Here is an 18,579-nt window from a genome sequence, read left to right on the forward strand (position 1 = left end):
GGGTGGTCGGCGCCCAGCACCCGCTCGCAGTCGGCCAGCGTGACCTCATGCAGTGTGCGAGCCCGGCCCAGATCCCCCGCCGACCAGTAGGCGTTGGCCAGGTTATTGCGCGAGGCCAAAGTGTGCCCGTGGTTGCCGCCCAGCAACCGATGATATGCGGTGTACGCACGCTGGAAGCAGCCGATTGCACGGGTGAGGGTGCCCTGGTTGTCGAGGAAGATTCCGCTTTGGTTGAGCAGGTGAGCAGTGTGCGCGGTGTCTGTAGAGGCCGCCGCCTGATCGGCCAGGGCGCTGATGTGAGGCAGCAGCATCCGCCAGCCTGGCCAAGCGTCCGGGTGTCGAGGCTCGCCGGGCAACACAGCGCCAAGCAGGGTGGTGGCCTGCTCGCGGGCGGTGTCGACATCGTCTGGTTGGCGGTGCGGGTCTCCGGGGTCGGGGGTACGGGCGACGGCTTGGACCAGCCGGTGCACCATGATGTCCGTACCGTTGAGGGTGATCATGTTGTAGGCGGCCAGGCTGCCCAGCGCCTGTTGCAGATCCGGCGCTGGCAAGGGGGCCAGAAGGGCACGGGGGATGGCCTCGGCGCCGTACCAGGCCAGGATTCGCAGCAGGTGCCCAGCTAGAGGGACGTCGGCCAGCCGGTCCAGGGTCAGCCGCCAGATGCGGGCTATAGTGCGCTCGGCGTCCGAGCCATGGGCGGCCTGGTCATACATGACGGCCGGGTGTTCGGCAAGTAAGTTCAGGTAGGCGCGCGGAGTCAGCCGGTTTTGGTGCAGATAGGCACCGACCTGCTCGATCGCCAGCGGCAGCCTTCCCAACTCTTTGACCAACTCGATCGCCTCGTCCAGGCCATTGGGTGCGGTGGCGCCGAGGCTGGAGTGGGCAAGGTCGTGGGTGGCGATCCGGGTCAGCAACTCAATCGCTTCTCGTTCGCCGAGCACGTCCAGGCGCAACACCACAGCGTCCAGCCGGTGCCAGCCCTCGCTCAACCGGCTGGTCATCAGCACCTGCCCGGTCAGGGTCCGCTCCAGCAGCGGCCGCACATCAGCCGCATCGAGGACGTCGTCGAGCACTAGCAGCCACCCGTCATGAGCGGCCAACCAGGCCGTAGCCCGCTGCGCCAGTGCCTCCAACGGCAATGACGTGGCGAGCTCCGGCTGCAGCGCGACCGCCAAGCTGGCCAGGCCCGCCTGTACTGCCGTAGGGGAATCGGCGGTGATCCACCACACCGGATTCAGGCGCGCGGCCTGCGCCAAGGCGTAGTGGGCGGCCAACGTGGACTTGCCAACCCCGCCAAGGCCGTGCACTGCGGCTACGACCACCTCGCCCCCGCCGCGCAGCGCCGCCCCCAGTTCGGCTAGCTCATCGTCGCGCCCGACGAACGTGCGCTTGTGCCGGCGCAGATTCACCAGCCGCGGCGGCGCGGCCACCTCGGCGACCGGCCGCAGCACCGCCTCGGGCAACATCGTCTCGTTGATGAACTGGTCACGCCCGGCCTGGTACACGCGGGCATGCCCGGAAGCGGTAGCCTCCAGCCGGATCTGCGGCCGCGGCTGCTCGGGCTCGTCCGGCCGCGCCGGGGACGAGGTCACCGCTCGTGGATGGTCTGGTCGCGGCCGGCCTGGTAGACGCGGCCGTGGCCGCTGGCTTTCGCCTTCATCACCAGCGAGCCGATCCGCTCCTGATCGGCAGGCTTCAGCGCCGGGGTGAGCACTTCATCCAGCACACGCTGCAGCTCGCCTGCCAGCGATGGGTCGGCGCGCAGCAACTGCTGCAGCCGGACCTGCCAGGACCCGGCCAGCGCTTGCTCGGTGTCGGTATCGCCCTCGCCGCGGGCCTGCAGTACCTGCTCGCGGACCTCGACCAGCTCCGCCTCGACGACCTCGGCCTGCTCAGGCCGCACCTTCCGCCACAACGCCACCGCGCCATCACGAGCCTCCTGCCAGGCATCGGTGGCCATAGCCGTCACCAGTGCCGTGCCGGCGGCTAAAACGATCGGATCCACGCTGATCCCCTTCACGGTCGACGTACAGAACCCTCACCGTAGATCCAGCCAAAGCCAGCGGCCAGCCGCCGCCGGAATCTAAGACAACGCTGCCGTGAGCGCGCCCATCGGCACGGCAAGGCCGGAGCACTCGTCCGGCTGGAGCTTCACGATGGCCAGAGAGAGGCCGTCCCGAAAACGACCTTGGGCTCAAGTGATCAGCGCATCACCATAAGTTGATCTTGTGGCGATGGAGGGTCATGTGCGGGACTACGGGTTCTCGCCAGCTCAGCAGGATGAGATCTGGCAGCGATGGCGTGCGGGTGAGTCGTTCAATTCGATGGGGCGTGGCTTAGGTGTGCCTACGCATCACGTTCGGAGATTCTTGGCGCAGACCGGCGGCGTCCGCCATCGGCCCCAGCAACGCGCCAAGGTGCACCTTTCGGCGGCCGAGCGGGAAGAGATTTCACGCGGGTTGGCGGCTGGAAGGTCTGCTCGCGCGCTGGCCCGGCGGCTGAACCGGGCGGCATCGACGATCTCTCGGGAGATCGCCCGCAACGGCGGCCGCGACGCCTACCGCGCCGTCGTCGCTGACCAGGCGGCCTACCAGCGTGCACGCCGGCCCAAACCGACCAAGCTGGCCCGTCATCGGAGACTGCGCTCGATCGTGGAGGACAAGCTCGCCCTGCACTGGTCGCCCGAGCAGATCTCCGGATGGCTGCGCCGCCAGTTCCCCGACGAGCCCGACCTGCAGATCTCGCACGAGGCGCTCTACCTCGGGGTTGAGGAACCTGCGGACAGCCGTTGGCGGTACCCGCGAGTAACTTAGCTGGACGCTTTGGCAGGTCGTCCGGTGGTTGATCATTTCCGTTCAAGAGCTGGGCTTGCGGTGTGTTTCCGGTTGTTACCGGGCGCTAGGTGGTGTGCCTACGGTCGTCGGTCATGCCTGCGGAGTTTTTATCTGATGAGCAGAGGGCGGCGTTCTCGACGTTCGGTGAGATGCCGTCGCTACCTGACCTGGAGAAGTTCTTCTTCCTGGACGCCTTCGATCGGGAAGTGATCGCGCGGTCGCGCCAGGATTCACATCGTCTTGGCGTAGCGGTCCAGATCGGGACGGTCCGGCACAAAGGTCTGTTCCTGGAGGACCCGCTGGAGGTGCCGTGGCCGGTGGTGGACTACCTGGCCGAACAGTTGGGCATCGGGGACCCATCGCAGGTGAAGAAGTACGGGGAGCGGCCGAAGACGGTTTATGAGCACGCGTGGATGATCCGGGACGTCTACGGCTACCACGACTTCGACGATCGGGAGTCGTGGGAGGGCCGGGTGCTGGCCAAGCGGTTCTTGACGTTCCTGCACGGGCGGGCGTGGACGCATGCCGAGGGGCCGACGGCGTTGTTCGATCAGTCGGTGGCGTGGCTGCGCCGGCATCGGGTGCTGCTGCCCGGGGTGACGGTGCTGGAGCGGCTGGTCGGCTCGGTGCGGGAGCGGGCGGATGAGCGCCTGTATGCGACGGTGGCGCGGCAGGTGGAACGCGCCGGGCAGGGGTTGCCGCGGGCGTTGTCGGCGCTGCTGGTGGTTCCTCCAGGGTCACGGATCTCGGAGCTGGAGCGGCTGCGGCAGGCGCCCAAGCGGCAGTCGGGCACGGAGATGGCCAAGGCGCTGCAGCGGGTCGACGACATCGCCAGGTTCGAGCTGGGGCGGGTGCGGGTGGACAAGGTGCCGGTGCGGCGGATGAAGACGCTCGCCAAGTACGGGGCGGGCACCAAGGCGCCGCTACTGGCCAGGCTGAGCGAGCCGCGCAAGACGGCCACGATGCTGGGGGTGACCCGGTCGCTGGAGGCCGAGGCGATCGACGACGCCCTTGACTTGTTCGCGCTGCTGATGGCCACCCGGCTGATCTCCCCGGCGCGGCGCAAGTCGACGGGTGAGCGGCTGGCGATGCTGCCCAAGCTGGAGAAGGCATCCAAGCTGCTGTCGCGGGCGGGCCGGGTGCTGGTGGCGCAGCTCGACCTGGTCGCCGAGACAAACACCGATCTGGATGTGGTGGCGCTGTGGACGGCGGTCGCCACAGAAGCCGGTGCGAGCAAGGAGCAGGTGCTGGCCGCGCTGGCGTCGGTCGAAGAGCTCGTTCCTGAAGACGACGGGGCGGCCGAGGCGGCGCTGCGCGCCGCGCTGGTGGACAAGTACAACACCGTCCGGCCGTTCTTGAAGCTGCTGGGCGAGTCGAAGGCGCTGGGGGCGGCGGCGGGTGGCCGCAAGGTGCTGGCCGCGGTGCGCAGGCTGCCGGAGCTGGCGCGCCGGCACGTTTCCCGCAAGCCCCTGCTGCCGAAGGAGATCGACGCCTCGCTGGTGAGCCCGGCGTGGAAGCGGCCGGTCTTCGCCAACCCCGACCTGCCGGAGGGGGCGGTGGATCGTGACGCCTATGTGGTGTGTGTCCTGGAGGGGCTGTTTCGGGCTCTGCAGGTGCGGGACGTGTTCGCCGCGCCGTCGCTGCGGTGGGCCGACCCGCGCGCCCACTTGCTGGACGGCAAGGCGTGGGAGGCGATCAGCGAGGACGTGCTCGCCTCCCTGTCGCTGACCGACCCGGTCGAGGCCCATCTGGACGCCAAGCTGCTGGCGCTGGACGCGGCGTGGAAGCAGATGGCCGGCCGTCTCGAAGAAGCCGGAGACGACGCCCTGGTCCGGGTCGTCACCCCGGCTGACGGGCACGCCCGGTTGTCGGTGGAAAAACTCGGCGCGCTCGGCGAGAGTCCTTCGCTGAAATGGTTGCGCGCGGCCTGCCAGGCGATGCTGCCCCGCATCGACCTGCCCGAGCTGCTGCTGGAGGTGCACTCCTGGACCGGATTCCTGGACGCCTACGTGCACCTGGCCGACATCTCCACCCGCATGCACGACCTGCCGAGATCGCTGGCCGCGCTGCTGATCAGCGAGGCCTGCAACGTCGGCCTCACTCCGGTGATCAAGGACGGGGACGAGGCACTGACCCGCGGCCGGCTCTCGCACGTCGATCAGAACTACGTGCGCGCCGAGACCCACGCCGCGGCCAACGCGATCCTCATCGAAGCCCAGCGCGGCGTGCCGATCGTGAAGCTGTGGGGCGGCGGGCTGCTGGCCTCGGTCGACGGGCTGCGCTTCGTCGTCCCGGTCCAGACGATCAACGCCGCCCCCTCGCCGAAGTACTTCGGCTACAAACGCGGCCTCACACTCCTCAACGCCGTAAACGACCAGGTGATGGGGATCGGCCAGGTGGTCGTGCCGGGCACGCCGCGCGACTCGCTGTACATCCTGGACTGCCTGATCAACATTGACGCCGGGCCGAAACCCGAGCTGGTCACGACCGATCAGGCCAGCGATAGCGACATGGTGTTCGGGATCTTCTCCATGCTCGGCTACCGGTTCGCGCCCCGCTTCGCCGACCTGGGCGACCAGCGCTTCTGGCGCGCTGAGGTGCCCGGCAGCAACACCCCGGGCGACTACGGGCCGCTGGAGGCGATCGCCCGCAACAAGATCAACCGGCAGAAGATCGCTACGCAGTGGTCGGACATGACCCGGGTCGCCGGATCGCTGGTGACCAACCAGGTGCGCGCCTACGACCTGCTGCGCATGTTCGCCCGCAACGGGCGCCCGACCCCATTGGGGCAGGCGTTCGCCGAGTACGGCCGCATCGACAAGACCCTGCACCTGCTGTCGATCCTGGACCCGATCGACGACACCTACCGGCGCAGGCTGAACAGGCAGCTGACGGTGCAGGAGTCGCGGCATCGGCTGGCCCGTAAGATCTGCCACGGCAACGGCGGGAAGATCCGTCAGGCCTACCGCGAAGGACAAGAAGACCAACTAGCGGCCCTGGGGCTGGTCGTCAACGCGGTTGCGCTGTGGAACTCGAAGTATCTGTCGGCCGCGGTCGACCAGCTGCGCGCCCACGGCGTTCCGGTCAAGGACGAGGACGCTGCCCGGCTCAGCCCGCTAGGTCACGCCCATCTCAACGTCCTGGGCCGCTATGCCATCGCCTCCTCCGCGCCGCCCGAAGGGCTGCGGCAGCTCGGCGAGATCCCCGACGTGCCTGAGGGCGACGGCGGCGTGGACGAGGAAGGGGCGTAGATGCCGGGATCGCGGCCACCGCAGGCGTCCTTGTTCTGAAGCTTTCCTTGAGCTGGGCGGCGAATCATCCGCCGTGCCGGGCGGGGTGCGTGATCCTGTCCTTTTGGCGATCTTTTCGGAGAATGGGCGGTGGCTGAACAGATGCAACCCGGCGTCGGACGAGGTCGTCGACGACCTGGACGAGGCGGACGAGGGCGCCACCCCCCCTTTTCCCTGACGCGCCCAGCCGCTGGGCCGGGCCTCGAGTACGGCGGCCGCCGCTCGCTGTTTCGCGGGTTTCCGTAGTATTCCCAGCATGATGACCATAGTGGCCGGCCTCGTCTTCGTCGCCACCGCGCTCGGGCTCCTGGTCTTCGCGGTCAGGGAGCGGCGCCTGATCTTCCGGTTACAGCGGTCCGGCGTGCACGGGTGGGGCACGGTGATCGGGGCGGTCATGGAGGACTCGAGCCAGCATTACGTTATCGCCTTCACCGACCACGCCGGCCACCACATCGAGTTCCGTCCGCAGGTGGCCGGGATCGGCCTGCGGTTGAACGTCGGCCAGCAGGTGCCGATCGCCTACCTCGATGGGCAGTCGCAGGCAGCCCGGGTCTTCACCGCGCGCTATCGTGTCCTGCCCAGCGTCCTGAGCGGCATGGCGGCCCTGATCTTCCTGGTCGCCGGGATTGCCGTCATCATGGCGTGAATCTTTCACGAGACGTCGCGTCTCTTATGGAGGTGATGACGCCGGCGTCACCTGGGAGGCCCTGGCACCCGTGCTGCGCATCCGCGACCGCCGCGCCGCCCGCCTGACCGGGGCCCGCGACCGCCGGGACGCCGACCACCCTGGCCAAGACGTCCCGCGAGACGTCCCCGCCTGCGCAGCCGTCCCGGGCCCGCGGGGCGGGACTGGGACGACAGCGACCTGTGCCTGTGGCGTCAGGTGCCGAGCACCAGCGGTACGAGGAAGTAGATCTCGACGGCCTCGTAGACCGCGCCGATGACGAAGAGTGCGAGCGCCGGGAGCCAGAGCCAGCCGAGTCGGCTCAGGCCGCGCGCGTAGGCCTGTCGTCGTGTGGTGGCATCGACTGTCGCGGGCCGGAGCCAGGACCTGCCCAGCAGGTAGGCGCCGAACATCACCAGTGCGTAGGCCTGGAACTCGATGAGGATGGTCAGCGAGTGCGGGATGTAGATCAGTGCCGATGTCCGGTCGACGGGTGCCAGGATGATCCCTATGTCGATCGTCTTGATCACGAAGACTATAAGGCCCGCGAAGGGGATCACGAGCGACGGCAGGACGATGAGCAGCAGGGCTGTCGCGAACACGTTGACCAGGAAGATGGTCGCGCCGAAGGTCCAGGGGTTGCCGATCACGGTGTCGACGAGCGCCCCTTGGTCGCCGTCGACGAACGAGGACGTTCGCGCGGCGTGGAGATCGGGGAAGATCAGGGCCAGGACCAGGCCCAGGAGGAACGCTCCGTAGACGAGGGCATTGATCAGCAGGTATGCGCGCAGGTCAGCGCGGATGATCTGGAACGGTCTGCGAAGACGGTTCATGATTCTGGTGTCCGTTTCTCTGGTGATTGTCATCGACGCCTGCTGGAGCGGGCCCTGAGTGTTACCGGCCCGAGTGCTGCGTGCCGGCCCGGCCTGTCAGCCCCAGCCTGGGTGGTCGGTCAGTTGCCCCCGGCGTCGAGCAGCCAGTGGTAGCGCAGCCGCAGCGCCCTTTCCATGCTGGCCAGCGCGGCGCCGAGGGCGAGCGTGATGTTGAGCCAGAGCGGCAGGTGGATGGGGGAGGTGAAGGTGCCGAGGTTCTCGGCGATGGGCGGCACCTGCGAGATCGGCCCGATGATCTGCGGGAGGTTCAGTCCCACGCCGATCACGAGCAGCGCTACTGAGGTGGCGGCGATCATGCGGCTCAGCGTCGGATGATCACTCTCGAGACGGGCCCGCCTGCCCTCGCCCGATTTCGGGTCGGGAACAAGTTGGTGCTCCTCGCCCGTGGTGGTGACGTAGTGGCAGCGCTTGATCCCGAAGCTGCTCGTCGCGACCTCGATGACGCCGCCCTCCACAGGGAACACGGCGGGGATCTTCGACTGGGCGTGATGGCGACCGTCGAGATACAGGTGTGCTGTGCTCTCGCCGCCCGACTGGTTGCCCCAGTGCCGCACGTCGACGGCATATGTCCCCGGGCGTCGGCCATCGGATGAGGGCGGGAGGTGGAACAGCGCGCGCCCTGACGGCAACTGCCACCAGCGAAACCGCTGAAGAGGACGCCCGTCGCCCTGCTTGACCCGCCGGATCGCCCAGCTGCGCCGCCATGCCTTCGACACGTTCCCTCCGCTCCCCGGCCAATCCGGCCGATGCTCCCTGGGTCGCTTCATCACATCTCGACTAACACACTGTGTTAGTCGGGATGATGGCCAAGCTATCACAGTGTGCTAGTACAGTGTGATAGTGCTGTGAACGAGTGAGGCGGAGGGCCATGTGATGGCGGATCGGAACGAGCAGCTCAGCAGCCGGGACAAGGTTCTCCTGGCGGCGATGCAGTTGATCGGGGAAAACCCCGGGGCGAAGCTGAGCGTGCGAGCGGTCGCCGCGCGCGCGGGAGTGAGCACGGGATCCCTCCGGTTCCACTTCCCGACGCAGCGCGCGCTCCAGGACGAGGTACTCACCCGTCTGTACGACCTTGTCGTCTCCGAAAAGCGGATCCACGACCGGGACGCACCCGCCCGTGACCGCCTTGTCGACTGCCTGCGCCAGGTCCTCGCCCCCGCCGGAGTCGGCGCCGGCGCACGGCAAGCGCACCGCACCATCCACGAGCAGTTCATCGCCTCGGAACCGACTGAGCAGGTGCGGGAGGCATACTTCGCCCTCGAACGGCAGGGGCGACGTCGCGTGGAGTACTGGCTGACGGTGCTCACGCAGGAAGGCGCTCTCGCCCCCGGCGACACCTCTCGGCGCGCGAAGTTCCTCTCTACCGTCCTGAACGGCCTCGCACTGGAGCGAGCCCTCCCCTCCGACGGCTCGATCTTGCAGTCCGAGAACGACACCCTCTACATGGCCGTCGATGCAGTCCTGAACCCCGCAACATCCTGACCCGCCGACTTCGACCGAGTACGCAACGTCGGTTCGGTGGCAGAGGTGCTGCGCGCCTAGCCGGGGTCTGAATTTGATCCTTTTGACAGCCGCCGCACCACATGACCGTCGCGTTGCCCCAGGCGAGCGGGGCGTGATGAGTGCGCAAGCGAGTCACATGCCTGGCCGGTCAGAGCCGCCCCGATCGCTGTCCGCGCCGCGGGTCTGCGGACCAGCTCCAGACCCGGCCCTCACGCTGGTGAGCAACCGGTATCGGGCCTCGACGGGCGGCGGTGATCTCCTCCTCAAGATCATTTGCTGACAGGGCGGGCGTCAACTCCGGGTCAGGCTCCTCGACTCACAGCCGTGGATCGCTGAGCATGAAGAGCAGTTCCGGCGGCGTTGACCAATCTCAGCGGAACGAGGCGACATAGCGGGTGGCCCAGGCGGCGAAGGGGCGTGGGGCGCGGCTGAGGACCCGCTGGACGTCCGGGCTGACGCGCAGCTCGGCCGGGCTCGGGGCGGCGAGGATGCCCAGAGTGTCGTCGGCGAGCTCCGCCGGCATGCTCTGGGCCATGGCGGCCTTGGCCTCCTCCCGGGTGAGCTCGTGAAACCTCACTGGCGAGCCCAGCGCGGCGGCGATGGCCTCGATCTGCTGGCGCGGCGTGATCGCCTCCGGGCCGGTCAGCTCGTAGACGGCGCCGGGGTGCCGGTTGTCCAGCAGGCAGGCCGCCGCGACCTCGGCGATGTCCGCCGGGTCGATGATCGGCACCCCGACGTCGCCGAAGGGCGCGGCGACGACCCGCTGCGCGCGGACGGACTCGGCCCACCACAGGGCGTTGGAGGCGAAGCCACCCGGCCGCAGGATGGCCCACTCCAGGCCGGGCTCCCGCAGCATGTCCTCCAGCGCGCGCATCGCGATCCGCGTCGGGCCGAAGGGCCTGGTCACCACGCCCAGCGTGGAGAGCAGGACGACCCGGCGGACCCCGCTGGCCGCGGCTTCGCCGATGATGTCGGCAGGGCTGGCTCCAGTGGCGTGCAGGTCCCCGGACAGCAGCAGGAACAGCGCCTTCGCCCGGCCCAGCGCGGGCTTGAGGCGTCTGGGGCAGCGACACACCCGATGCCCACACGCTGCCGGTCGCGGTCGAAATGGCGGACCTTACCCGCCGTCTCACCGGGCACGTCCAGCGGGTCGATCACACGGGAGTGAACCTGCCCGCCGGCGGCACGTCACCCGAGCAATGGCAGGACCTGGTCAAGGGGAGTTCTCCGACCGCCCCCGCGACCTTACGGACAGTCGTTCGCCTTGATCGCAACGCTGACCAAGCCGAGCACGAGGTCGAGATCGACAGAGGTTTCCATCGCGATGGCCGCCCATCCCCGTTCGCCATTGGTTTCCAGGTGCGTACACGCGCACAGGGTGGATCGTAGCCGGTCGATCACTGGGGTGGTCAGGTGCAGGTGCGCAGTGCTGGGTCCGGTCAGGCGCACGATCTCGCGGCCGCCGCTGGTGAAGACCGCCCCCGCGGCGGTGGGCAGGAATGTCAGAGCGGGCCAGGACCGCAACTGGTGGACGGCCTGGCTGAGGAGGGAGGCTCGACGCTCCTGCGCAGCCTCCCGGAAGGGTGCCACATCTCCATGCTGCCCGGCGTGCTCACCGGCAGGTAACCCGGCGTTCTCCAACCGTTACCCGCTTACGACACCTCCGCAACACCCGCCCCAGGCCTGGCCCTAAACCCCCATGCGGGGGATCCTGGTCACCGAACACCCCTGCCGCCCCTCAGGCGGCACACCTACTCACATTGTCTTTCATGCACAAAAGTAGACAGTGCAGGCAGGGGTGAGGGCAGGGTGTGGACGGCGCTCGACCGGGGAGGGTACGAACATGGCTGCTGAGACGCCAGGTGTCTTCGAACAACAGGCGCGCGCCCAGCTGACGGATCAGCTCACCAGCGCCTTCGCCGACGACTGCAAACCCGAACAGGTCATCGAGGCGATCGACCGCGCCTGGAAGGCCTTTGAGAAGGCGCCGGTCAGGGATTTCGTGCCGCTGCTGGCCGCCAGAATCGCCCGGGAGGACCTGCGCCGCCTGATCGCCGATCACAAGTGATCCCGCCTGTGTCTTTCCACGCTGAGCGGACTGCCACTCCGCGTATGCGCATGTCGGGTCGTAGCGCATGACCATGACGCACAAAGGTGTCAGCGCGGCACGGCCGCCAGGCGCAGCGTCGCCTGCTCACCTTTCCTGGTGTACGGCCTGTCGTTAAGGCCCGGAACTCCTATGGCTCCGGCGAGCCGCCACTCAGTTGATCAGTGGGTACGGCGGCGGGGTGCCAGGACCTCGGTGACCTTGGCGATGGCTTCGGCGCCGGGTTTGACGTAGCGCATGGCGGTGCGGGGGTTCTTGTGGCGGGTCTTGCCCATGATGAGCTGCAGCGGGATCTCGGCGTCGCCGAGGTGGGTGGCCGCGCTGTGGCGCAGTTGGTGAAGGTCGAGCCCGGCGTATTTCTCCAGCAGGACGCGGGCGCGGTCGTAGCCGAGGCGGGCGCGGCCGGTGCGCGGGCAGATGTCGCCGGGACCGGGCCTACGGGCCGGGACCGGACGCCGCTCGGACAGGAACAACGGGCCGTGCGTACGGGCGCTGCCGTCGGGGAGCCGGAGCAGGCGGGGCAGCAGGTGGGCGGTGCCGCGGTCCCAATACACCCACTCGGTGGCGCCGCCCTTGGAGCGGACGGGGGCGCGGCGGTGCTCCAGGTCGAGGTCCTCGACGTTCAGCGCGAGGATTTCCGCGGCCCTGGCCGCCGTTTCGTAGAGCATTCTCCAGAGCGCCCGCTCGCGAAGGGGGATGTCGCGGCGTGACAGTAGCCGGTGGATGGTGGTCTTGGCGACCGCGCGGGTCTCGTCGGCGTTCTCCTTGCGGCGTTCGGCCTCGGCCGGGACCGACGGGGCGGCCCAGTGCTTCTTGGTCTGGCACCAGGTCAGCCAGGAGGTGACGGCGGCGCGGTTGCGGTTCCAGGTCGCCGGCGCGCTCGTCCCCCAGAGCTCGGCGAGGGCGGTGCCGATCTCGGCGTCGGCGACGTCGGCGAGTGGGCGGTCGCGGCCGAGCAGGGCGATGGTGCGGTCGATGGCCGAGGCGTAGGCGCGGTGGGTGTTGGAGTTGGCGGTGCGCGCGGTGGCGAGGAAGGCGTCGGCGGCCGCGGCGAGGGTGACGTGCCCACCGCGAAGGGCGGTGACCTTCGGTGCGGCGCTCATGCCGGCCGCGCGACGTCTGTGGCGATGTACCGGATAACGTGCCGGAGTCGCGCACCGTCCGGGCGAAGGCTTCTCCTGGTTGCCGCGCCGCCGTGATCGCTCATGTACGTGATAATAGATCATTATCACGTACAGCCAAGTGGTGGCGTCGGCGGTGAGTATGAGGGTTGCCCGGTATCGCCGATCCTCGGCCGGCACCGGTTGGGACGAGCTGACCGTCGAAGGGATCGCCGCAGCCGAAGCCGAAGGCCGCTACCGCGGCCGACCGCCCGCGCTGGCCGGCGCCCGGCTTGAAGAGGTGCGGTCGGCGTTCCATGACCGCGGCACTTCGATCGCGGCTCTCGCCCGTGCGCATGGAGTGAGCCGGGCCGCCATCCGAACCGCGCTGACCGGGCTACTGCCCGGCCAGTCGGATCCGTCCGCGCTCATCCCTACCGAGGGCCCTGCCGAAGCGTCCAGCTAAGTTACTCACGGGTACCGCCAACGGCTGTCCGCAGGTTCCTCAACCCCGTACCTGTCCCTGTTTGACCCGCGTCGGCGCAACAGCATCGACAAGACACTGACCCGGCGGCTACGTACCAGCCGTCCCATGCGGCACCCCAAGCGGGCCAAGCAGCGCAGCGGTCGCGGTGTCATCCGAGACATGGTCTCCATCAGCGCCCGGCCGACAGCAGTCGAGGGCCGGGTTGTGCCTGGACACTGGGAAGGTGATCTGATGATGGGCATCCGCCCGTCGGCGATCGCGACGCTCGTCGAGCGCACCAGCCGCTACACAGCCCTGGTCGCGCTGCCCGACGGCATCAAGGCCCACCAGGTCCGGCCCTATCTCACCCGGCAGTTGCTGCGCGTTCCCGAACCGCTGCGCCAGTCCCTGACGTGGGATCGCGGCCGGGAGATGGCCGAGCATCAGATCCTCAGCGCCGATACCGGCATCCAGGTGTATTTCTGCCACAAACGCAGCCCCTGGGAACGCGGAACCAACGAAAACACCAACCGGCTCCTGCGCCAGTACATGCCCAAGAACGCCGACTTACGGACACTCGACCAAAACGACCTGGACCAGATCGCGGCCGAGCTCAACAACCGGCCGCGACGCACTCTGGGGTACCGATCACCGGCAGAGGTCTATAGTGGCCTTCTGACCAGCGGTGATGCGTCGACCATTTGAGACCGCCACCGTTTTCGGGACGGTCGTTATCGGCCTCAAACGGCGGGCGCAGACCCGCAGTGATCATCTGAAGCTGGTGCTGAAGTATCTGGACTGGAAACCATTTCCGACCAGGGGCGAGACGCTGAAGGAGCTGGAACAGTTCCTGCTGGACCGGGCGATGGAACACGACTCGCCGTCGCTGCTGTTTCATCAGGCGGCGGAGTTCCTGATCAGCGCGCGCGTGGTGCGGCCGGGCGTGGTCACGCTGATGGAGATGGTCGCAACCGCTCGGACCGGCGCGGGCGCGTTGACGTCGGAGAAGGTCGATTATCTGCTGACCAAGCCGATGCGAGCGGATCTGGACCGGCTGCTGATACACGATCCGGAGATCGGGGCGACCCGGCTGGCGTGGCTGACGACGCCGGCCCTCCCCCGTCCAACGGGCGAGCTGGCTCCGGGTGGTCAGGGTATCGGGGTGTTCGGCGCCCAGAACACGAACTAGAGCCTGTACGAAGTTCGGATCTTCAGATTGGTCGGAGGCTTCGGATCCACATGACGGCTCCGCGTAGGTGCAGGCCGGCCAGGTAGCTGTCGGGCGTCTTGTCGAACCGGAAGGCCAGGCCACGCCATTCCTTGATCCGATTGACACACCGTTCCACCGTGTTGCGTTCCTTGTAGAGATCGGGATCATGGCGGACCGGCCGGCCGCCGCGGGAGCCGCGCTTCTTGCGGTGGGCTGCCTGGTCGGTCTTCTCTGGGATGACCGCTTTGATCCGGCGCTGGCGCAGGTAGGCGCGGTTGCCACGAGAGGAGTACGCCTTATCGGCGGCCACCGCGCCCGGCCTGGTGCGCGGACGTCCGACCGGCAGGCGGATCTTGATGCGCTCCAGCACGGCGCGGAACTGTGGACTGTCCCCGGCTTGGCCGGGAGTGAGGACAAAAGACAGCGGACGGCAGCGACGGTCGGCCGACAGGTGCACCTTGCTGGTCAGCCCGCCCCGCGAGCGGCCCAGCTCGGCCGCCTTCAGCCGGAACCGGTGCCGGCGGCGTATCCGCCGTCGGCCGTCTTCGTCGTCACCGGGATCACCGTCACGGGGCTTTTGCCCCTTTGACGTAGCCCCTTTTCCCGCTCGACGGCTTCTTGCAGCGCTGCGACCAACTCGCCATCCAAGACCATCCCGGCGGCGTGATGGTGCGCGCGGGCCGTGGTGGAGTCCACGCTGACCAGGTCGAGGTCGGCCTGCCCACGAGCCGCGGCCTCGGCGATCATCGCCTGCATCAGCCGCCCGAAGACGCCGTTCAGCGCCCAGGAGCGGAAGCGGTCATAGGCGGTGGACCATGGCCCGTACTCGACCGGCAGGTCCCGCCATGGGCTGCCGGTACGAAACCGCCACATCACCGCGTTGAACTGCTGCCGCAGATCCGGGATCGGGCCTCGCTCACCCAACGGCAAGTGAGGCTCGATCAAGGACCATTCCTCGTCGTTGAGGTCTCCACGCGCCATGGCAAATGGCCTACCAGGATCGCCGACCGTACCGCAGGCGATCCTTCTGATCTCAACTCCGTACAGGCTCTAGTTCCGGGCGGCATCCCCCGCCTCCCCCGTCCAGTAGGCGAGCTGGCTCTGGGTGGTCAGGGTATCGGGGTGTTCGGCACCCAGGACGCGCTCGCAGATGAGAAGCAGGGCGGCGAACTGGTCTCGTGCTCCGGCGGCATCCCCCGCCTCCCCCGTCCAACGGGCGAGATGGTACCGGGTGGTCAGGGTGCCAGGGTGTTCGGCACCCAGGACGCGCTCGCAGATGGGAAGCAGGGCGGCGAACTGGTCTCGTGCTCCGGCGGCATCCCCCGCCAGCCCTGTCCAGTAGGCGAGCTGGCTCCGGGTCGGCAGGGTGCCAGGGTGTTCGGCACCCAGAACACGCTCGCAGATGGAGAGCAGGGCGGCGAACTGGTCTCGTGCTCCGGCGGCATCTCTTACCAGCCCCATCCAGTAGGCGAGGTTGTGCCGGGTGATCAGGGTGTCGGGGTGTTCGGCACCCAGAACACGCTCACGGATGGAGAGCAGGGCGGCGAACTGGTCTCGTGCTCCGGCGGCATCCCCTGCCAGCCCCATCCAGTGGGCGAGCTGGTTCTGGGCGGACAAGGTGTCAGGATGTTCGGCGCCTGAGGCATGAAGATGGTGATCGTGGACCTGCCGCTGAATGTCTAGGGCTGTGACCGGGTCCCCGCTGGCTTCGAGATAGTCGCAAACCTGCCGCAGGCCGGGTGAATCCAGGGGGAGCACGGCGCGGGCGTGCGGAAGGAGAGCTCGGTAGACAGGCCAGTTGGCCAATCGCTCGGGGTCGTTGGGGAGTGCGGCTTGGAGGAGTGCGGCGGCCTGCTGTTGGGTGGCGTGCTGCTGCTGGTCGGTGAGCTGGGCCAGAGTGGTGGCCTGGATGAGGCGGTGCATGCTGATCAGATCCACCGGTTCCCCGACCGGGCCGTCGCCTGGGCTGATGGTCAGAGTGATGAGGCTGTAGGAAGCCAGCAACGCCAGAGCCTCGCCGATCGCCACGTCGTCGGCGTCGTCCAGGCCGTCCAGGACGGTACAGGGCAGATGGTCGGGGGCGTAGCAGGCCAGCAGGTTCAGCAGGCGCGCGGCCAGGGGGTTGATCTCGCTGATGCGCCGACAGCTGACGGTCCAGACAGTAGCCACCACCTGTTCGGCCTCGCCGGCGGGGCTGGCGGCGTGCATCCGTGCCGGGGTGTCGTTGAGCAGTTCCAGGTAGCGGCGCACGGTGATGCGTGGCGTGCGGGCGATGTAGGCGCCTGCCTGGGTCAGCGCCAGGGGCAGGTCGCCGAGCTGATCGGCCAGTTCGTTCAGCAGGCTCTCCTGGCCAGTGGCGAAGGGACCGAGCAGTCCGGTCAGCAGGTCGATACTGGCGGCGCGGTCGAGGAGGCCGAGCCGGAGCGGGGTGATGCCAAGGTCTCTCCAGCCGATATCACGGCGGGTGGTGATCAGCGCATGCCCGCGGGTGAGCCGGGCGAGATACGGCTCAACGTCGTCGACCTGTTCGACGTTGTCGAAGATCACCAGCCAGCCCGTATGAGTGCTGAGCCAGGTCAGGGCCCAGCCCTGCGCTTCTTCGATCGTGGCCTGCTCGGCCGCTGCCACGTCGACGCCCGCGACCAGGGAACGGGTCAGTCCCGCCAGGCCGGCCTGGATCTGCGCGGGGCTGTCGGCGTCGATCCACCACACCAGCCGGTAGCCGTCGCCGTACCGGTGGGCGTACTGCAGCGCCAGCTCGCTCTTGCCCACCCCGCCCAGGCCGACCACCGCCTGACTGATCACCCCCACCGAACGTCCGGCGGTCAGCGTGCCGCGCATCTCCTCAAGCGCCTGAGCGCGGCCGGTGAAGCCGGCCACGGGACGGCGCGGCAGCCCGACCGGCGCGCGCAATCCTGCGGTCTGCTCGGCGGGCGGCAGCGGTGGCCGCGACGGCAGGACGTCCCCCATGACAAGGGAGCCGTGGCTGACGAACGCGGTGGCGTGGTCTCCGCTCATCACCGCGCCGTAGTTGCTCCCTGCGACGGCGATCGCGCGTTCGGCCTCGGCTGCCGTGCTGCCGGCGCTGCTCACCCGGGCCGTGTCGGACACCTGCCCGACCACCACGCCCCCCGACATTGCACCCACCGCCAGCGAGCCCGGCCCGGACGATGAGCCTCCACTCGTCGGGGAAGGGCTGCCTGGCTGGGCGGGAGTAGCTGAGCGAACCTGGGCCCACAACGCCGCGCCGGCGACCAGCAAACCTGCGATGCCGACGAACATGCTGATCACGCTGGCCCGCTTGTCCAGCACGTCCTCGGCCGCAGTGGGCCCGTGGCCGGCACCGGAGAAGAAGGCGACCAGGCCCAGGACCAGCAACGCCAGAGACACCACCACGGCCGTCCAGGCCAGCACACGCCGCCACCGCCACCGGCGCCGCTGTCGATCCGGCTCGCGGGGATGGCGGAAAGAAGAGGCCGTCACTCCCCCAGGATGACGCGATCACCATGCGATGTGCACGGGGAGTGGCACACCTGTCATGTCAGCGGTGTCCCAAGCAACGCCACAGCGTGACCTGACCCACGGCAACGGCAAGGGGGCGGCCATCGGCCGCTCCATTGCTGCGGAGGAGCTCTCCGTGAAGAGCCCCGCTGGCGTCCGTTCCCACCGCTGCCCACCCTTTCGCGGCCTGGCGGGCGGCGGCCAGGACCGGCCGGAGAGCCGCACGCCCGGCCGGCCGATCCGCCCGGGAGCGCCCCTGCGCGCACCGCGCCGGGCACTCTTGATACTCCATAAGACAATTCAGGAACTATCAGTCATCGTCTCGCTGGGAGAGCACATCGGCCAGGCGTTCGATGGCGGCGGCGACGGCGAGGGTCGCGTGGACTTGGGCCATCTGGATTAACGTCTGGGCCTCGGGACTGCTGATGCCCACGGTCTGCTGGGCATGGTTTATAGCGTTGGAGGCGCGGGATTCGTGTCCCTCGGGGGTCAATTTCATGCCGAGAGGCGTACCCGCAGTAGCCCACGTTTCGGCACCCCCCTGACAACTACTCGCGGCTGTCCTGGGCCATGATGCTCGTTCTTGTCGCCGGTGGATTGAGCCCGTCAGCCGAACCGCTCTTTGACGCACGCGCGAGAACCGGACGTGCTCAGTGGCCGGTAGTGAGGAACGAGCCACCGGGCGGCGATCAGCCCCAGCCCTCAACGAGGGACCGAAGTCTGCCGATCGTCCAATCTCAACCCAAGATGTCTTTCGGCAATCCGCCGTCAGTCATCATCATCCTGGTGCTCGTTCTTATCGGCCTGCGACTGTGCGTCGCGGTCCAGACCATCGCGCGCGCTGGGGCAGTCCGGGTGTTTGGCGGCCGCGGACTGCACCCGTGCGGCGGCTTCCTTGCCCCATGGCGTGCGTCTGGGCCCTCCTCTCGGGTTGGTGCGATGAGCCCCAAAGTAGAGAGTCGCCCCAGGTCACAGCAGGTGACCGAGCCTCCTGTCGAGACCGGTGTTCGG

The 18,579-nt window shown here is 68.4% G+C and carries 16 protein-coding genes and 1 pseudogene; 7 read left to right on the forward strand and 10 right to left on the reverse strand.

Features of this window, described 5'->3' with window-relative positions:
* A partial coding sequence (locus ACIHFD_RS57730) for a tetratricopeptide repeat protein (protein WP_397374179.1) occupies nucleotides 1-1,592 on the reverse strand: 1,592 nt, incomplete at its 3' end.
* The gene (locus tag ACIHFD_RS57735) at nucleotides 1,589-2,005 is read right to left on the reverse strand and encodes a hypothetical protein (RefSeq protein WP_397374180.1); all 417 of its coding nucleotides are present in this window, start codon (nucleotides 2,003-2,005) and stop codon (nucleotides 1,589-1,591) included. The genes ACIHFD_RS57730 and ACIHFD_RS57735, both read right to left, overlap by 4 nt.
* 364 nt (nucleotides 2,006-2,369) lie before the next feature.
* On the opposite strand from ACIHFD_RS57735, the gene ACIHFD_RS57740 reads away from it, so the two are divergent.
* From ACIHFD_RS57740 to ACIHFD_RS57750, 3 genes are all read left to right on the forward strand, one after another.
* Nucleotides 2,370-2,813 (forward strand): transposase, encoded by a 444-nt coding sequence (locus tag ACIHFD_RS57740; protein WP_397374181.1) that lies wholly within the window; start codon nucleotides 2,370-2,372, stop codon nucleotides 2,811-2,813.
* 113 nt (nucleotides 2,814-2,926) lie between these two features.
* The gene (locus tag ACIHFD_RS57745; RefSeq protein WP_397374182.1) at nucleotides 2,927-6,085 is read left to right on the forward strand and encodes a Tn3 family transposase; all 3,159 of its coding nucleotides are present in this window, start codon (nucleotides 2,927-2,929) and stop codon (nucleotides 6,083-6,085) included.
* A 295-nt stretch (nucleotides 6,086-6,380) separates the two neighbouring features.
* Entirely contained in the window at nucleotides 6,381-6,770 is a 390-nt protein-coding gene (locus ACIHFD_RS57750; protein WP_397374183.1) for a DUF3592 domain-containing protein, read from the forward strand.
* 233 nt (nucleotides 6,771-7,003) lie between these two features.
* Here ACIHFD_RS57750 and ACIHFD_RS57755 read toward each other — a convergent pair whose 3' ends face one another.
* Both ACIHFD_RS57755 and ACIHFD_RS57760 read right to left on the reverse strand, forming a co-directional pair.
* Nucleotides 7,004-7,621: a stage II sporulation protein M gene (locus ACIHFD_RS57755; RefSeq protein WP_397374184.1), complete on the reverse strand. Its 618-nt coding sequence runs from the start codon at nucleotides 7,619-7,621 to the stop codon at nucleotides 7,004-7,006.
* Nucleotides 7,622-7,740: 119 nt separating this feature from the next.
* Nucleotides 7,741-8,235, reverse strand: coding sequence for a hypothetical protein (locus ACIHFD_RS57760; protein WP_397374185.1), 495 nt, complete (start codon nucleotides 8,233-8,235; stop codon nucleotides 7,741-7,743).
* Nucleotides 8,236-8,554: 319 nt separating this feature from the next.
* Between ACIHFD_RS57760 and ACIHFD_RS57765 the strand changes: the two genes are divergently transcribed.
* The gene (locus ACIHFD_RS57765; RefSeq protein WP_397374186.1) at nucleotides 8,555-9,163 is read left to right on the forward strand and encodes a TetR/AcrR family transcriptional regulator; all 609 of its coding nucleotides are present in this window, start codon (nucleotides 8,555-8,557) and stop codon (nucleotides 9,161-9,163) included.
* 391 nt (nucleotides 9,164-9,554) lie between these two features.
* Here ACIHFD_RS57765 and ACIHFD_RS57770 read toward each other — a convergent pair whose 3' ends face one another.
* Complete coding sequence (locus tag ACIHFD_RS57770) at nucleotides 9,555-10,259, reverse strand: NAD(P)H-binding protein (RefSeq protein WP_397374187.1); 705 nt, start codon at nucleotides 10,257-10,259, stop codon at nucleotides 9,555-9,557.
* Nucleotides 10,260-10,429: 170 nt separating this feature from the next.
* Entirely contained in the window at nucleotides 10,430-10,774 is a 345-nt protein-coding gene (locus ACIHFD_RS57775; protein ID WP_397374188.1) for a luciferase family protein, read from the reverse strand.
* Between the two features lie 253 nt (nucleotides 10,775-11,027).
* Here ACIHFD_RS57775 and ACIHFD_RS57780 point away from each other — a divergent pair, with 253 nt between their 5' ends.
* Complete coding sequence (locus ACIHFD_RS57780) at nucleotides 11,028-11,252, forward strand: three-helix bundle dimerization domain-containing protein (protein WP_397374189.1); 225 nt, start codon at nucleotides 11,028-11,030, stop codon at nucleotides 11,250-11,252.
* A gap of 200 nt (nucleotides 11,253-11,452) precedes the next feature.
* On the opposite strand, the gene ACIHFD_RS57785 is transcribed toward ACIHFD_RS57780, so the two are convergent.
* Nucleotides 11,453-12,394, reverse strand: coding sequence for a tyrosine-type recombinase/integrase (locus ACIHFD_RS57785; RefSeq protein WP_397374190.1), 942 nt, complete (start codon nucleotides 12,392-12,394; stop codon nucleotides 11,453-11,455).
* Between the two features lie 559 nt (nucleotides 12,395-12,953).
* On the opposite strand from ACIHFD_RS57785, the gene ACIHFD_RS57790 reads away from it, so the two are divergent.
* Both ACIHFD_RS57790 and ACIHFD_RS57795 read left to right on the forward strand, forming a co-directional pair.
* The gene (locus ACIHFD_RS57790; protein WP_397374194.1) at nucleotides 12,954-13,562 is read left to right on the forward strand and encodes an IS30 family transposase; all 609 of its coding nucleotides are present in this window, start codon (nucleotides 12,954-12,956) and stop codon (nucleotides 13,560-13,562) included.
* Nucleotides 13,546-14,046 carry a DUF4158 domain-containing protein gene (locus ACIHFD_RS57795; RefSeq protein WP_397374195.1) on the forward strand — a complete coding sequence of 167 codons (501 nt, stop codon included), beginning with the start codon at nucleotides 13,546-13,548 and terminating at the stop codon, nucleotides 14,044-14,046. Before ACIHFD_RS57790 ends, ACIHFD_RS57795 begins: the two co-directional genes overlap by 17 nt.
* Before the next feature lie 22 nt (nucleotides 14,047-14,068).
* On the opposite strand, the pseudogene ACIHFD_RS57800 reads toward ACIHFD_RS57795, so the two are convergent.
* From ACIHFD_RS57800 to ACIHFD_RS57810, 3 genes and pseudogenes are all read right to left on the reverse strand, one after another.
* Nucleotides 14,069-15,048 (reverse strand): annotated as a pseudogene (locus ACIHFD_RS57800) (IS5 family transposase).
* A gap of 69 nt (nucleotides 15,049-15,117) precedes the next feature.
* Nucleotides 15,118-17,550, reverse strand: a complete 2,433-nt coding sequence (locus ACIHFD_RS57805; RefSeq protein WP_397374191.1) for a tetratricopeptide repeat protein — start codon at nucleotides 17,548-17,550, stop codon at nucleotides 15,118-15,120.
* Between the two features lie 328 nt (nucleotides 17,551-17,878).
* Nucleotides 17,879-18,067 (reverse strand): hypothetical protein, encoded by a 189-nt coding sequence (locus tag ACIHFD_RS57810; RefSeq protein ID WP_397374192.1) that lies wholly within the window; start codon nucleotides 18,065-18,067, stop codon nucleotides 17,879-17,881.
* Between the last annotated feature and the right edge of the window lie 512 nt (nucleotides 18,068-18,579).

The sequence above is a fragment of the Nonomuraea sp. NPDC051941 genome (assembly GCF_044593615.1).

Coding starts and splice junctions, on each gene's coding strand:
- ACIHFD_RS57745 (WP_397374182.1), top strand. CDS start 2,927: ATGCCTGCGGAGTTTTTATCTGATGAGCAGAGGGCGGCGTTCTCGACG.
- ACIHFD_RS57750 (WP_397374183.1), top strand. CDS start 6,381: ATGATGACCATAGTGGCCGGCCTCGTCTTCGTCGCCACCGCGCTCGGG.
- ACIHFD_RS57755 (WP_397374184.1), bottom strand. CDS start 7,621: ATGAACCGTCTTCGCAGACCGTTCCAGATCATCCGCGCTGACCTGCGC.
- ACIHFD_RS57765 (WP_397374186.1), top strand. CDS start 8,555: ATGGCGGATCGGAACGAGCAGCTCAGCAGCCGGGACAAGGTTCTCCTG.
- ACIHFD_RS57780 (WP_397374189.1), top strand. CDS start 11,028: ATGGCTGCTGAGACGCCAGGTGTCTTCGAACAACAGGCGCGCGCCCAG.
- ACIHFD_RS57785 (WP_397374190.1), bottom strand. CDS start 12,394: ATGAGCGCCGCACCGAAGGTCACCGCCCTTCGCGGTGGGCACGTCACC.
- ACIHFD_RS57795 (WP_397374195.1), top strand. CDS start 13,546: ATGCGTCGACCATTTGAGACCGCCACCGTTTTCGGGACGGTCGTTATC.
- ACIHFD_RS57810 (WP_397374192.1), bottom strand. CDS start 18,067: ATGAAATTGACCCCCGAGGGACACGAATCCCGCGCCTCCAACGCTATA.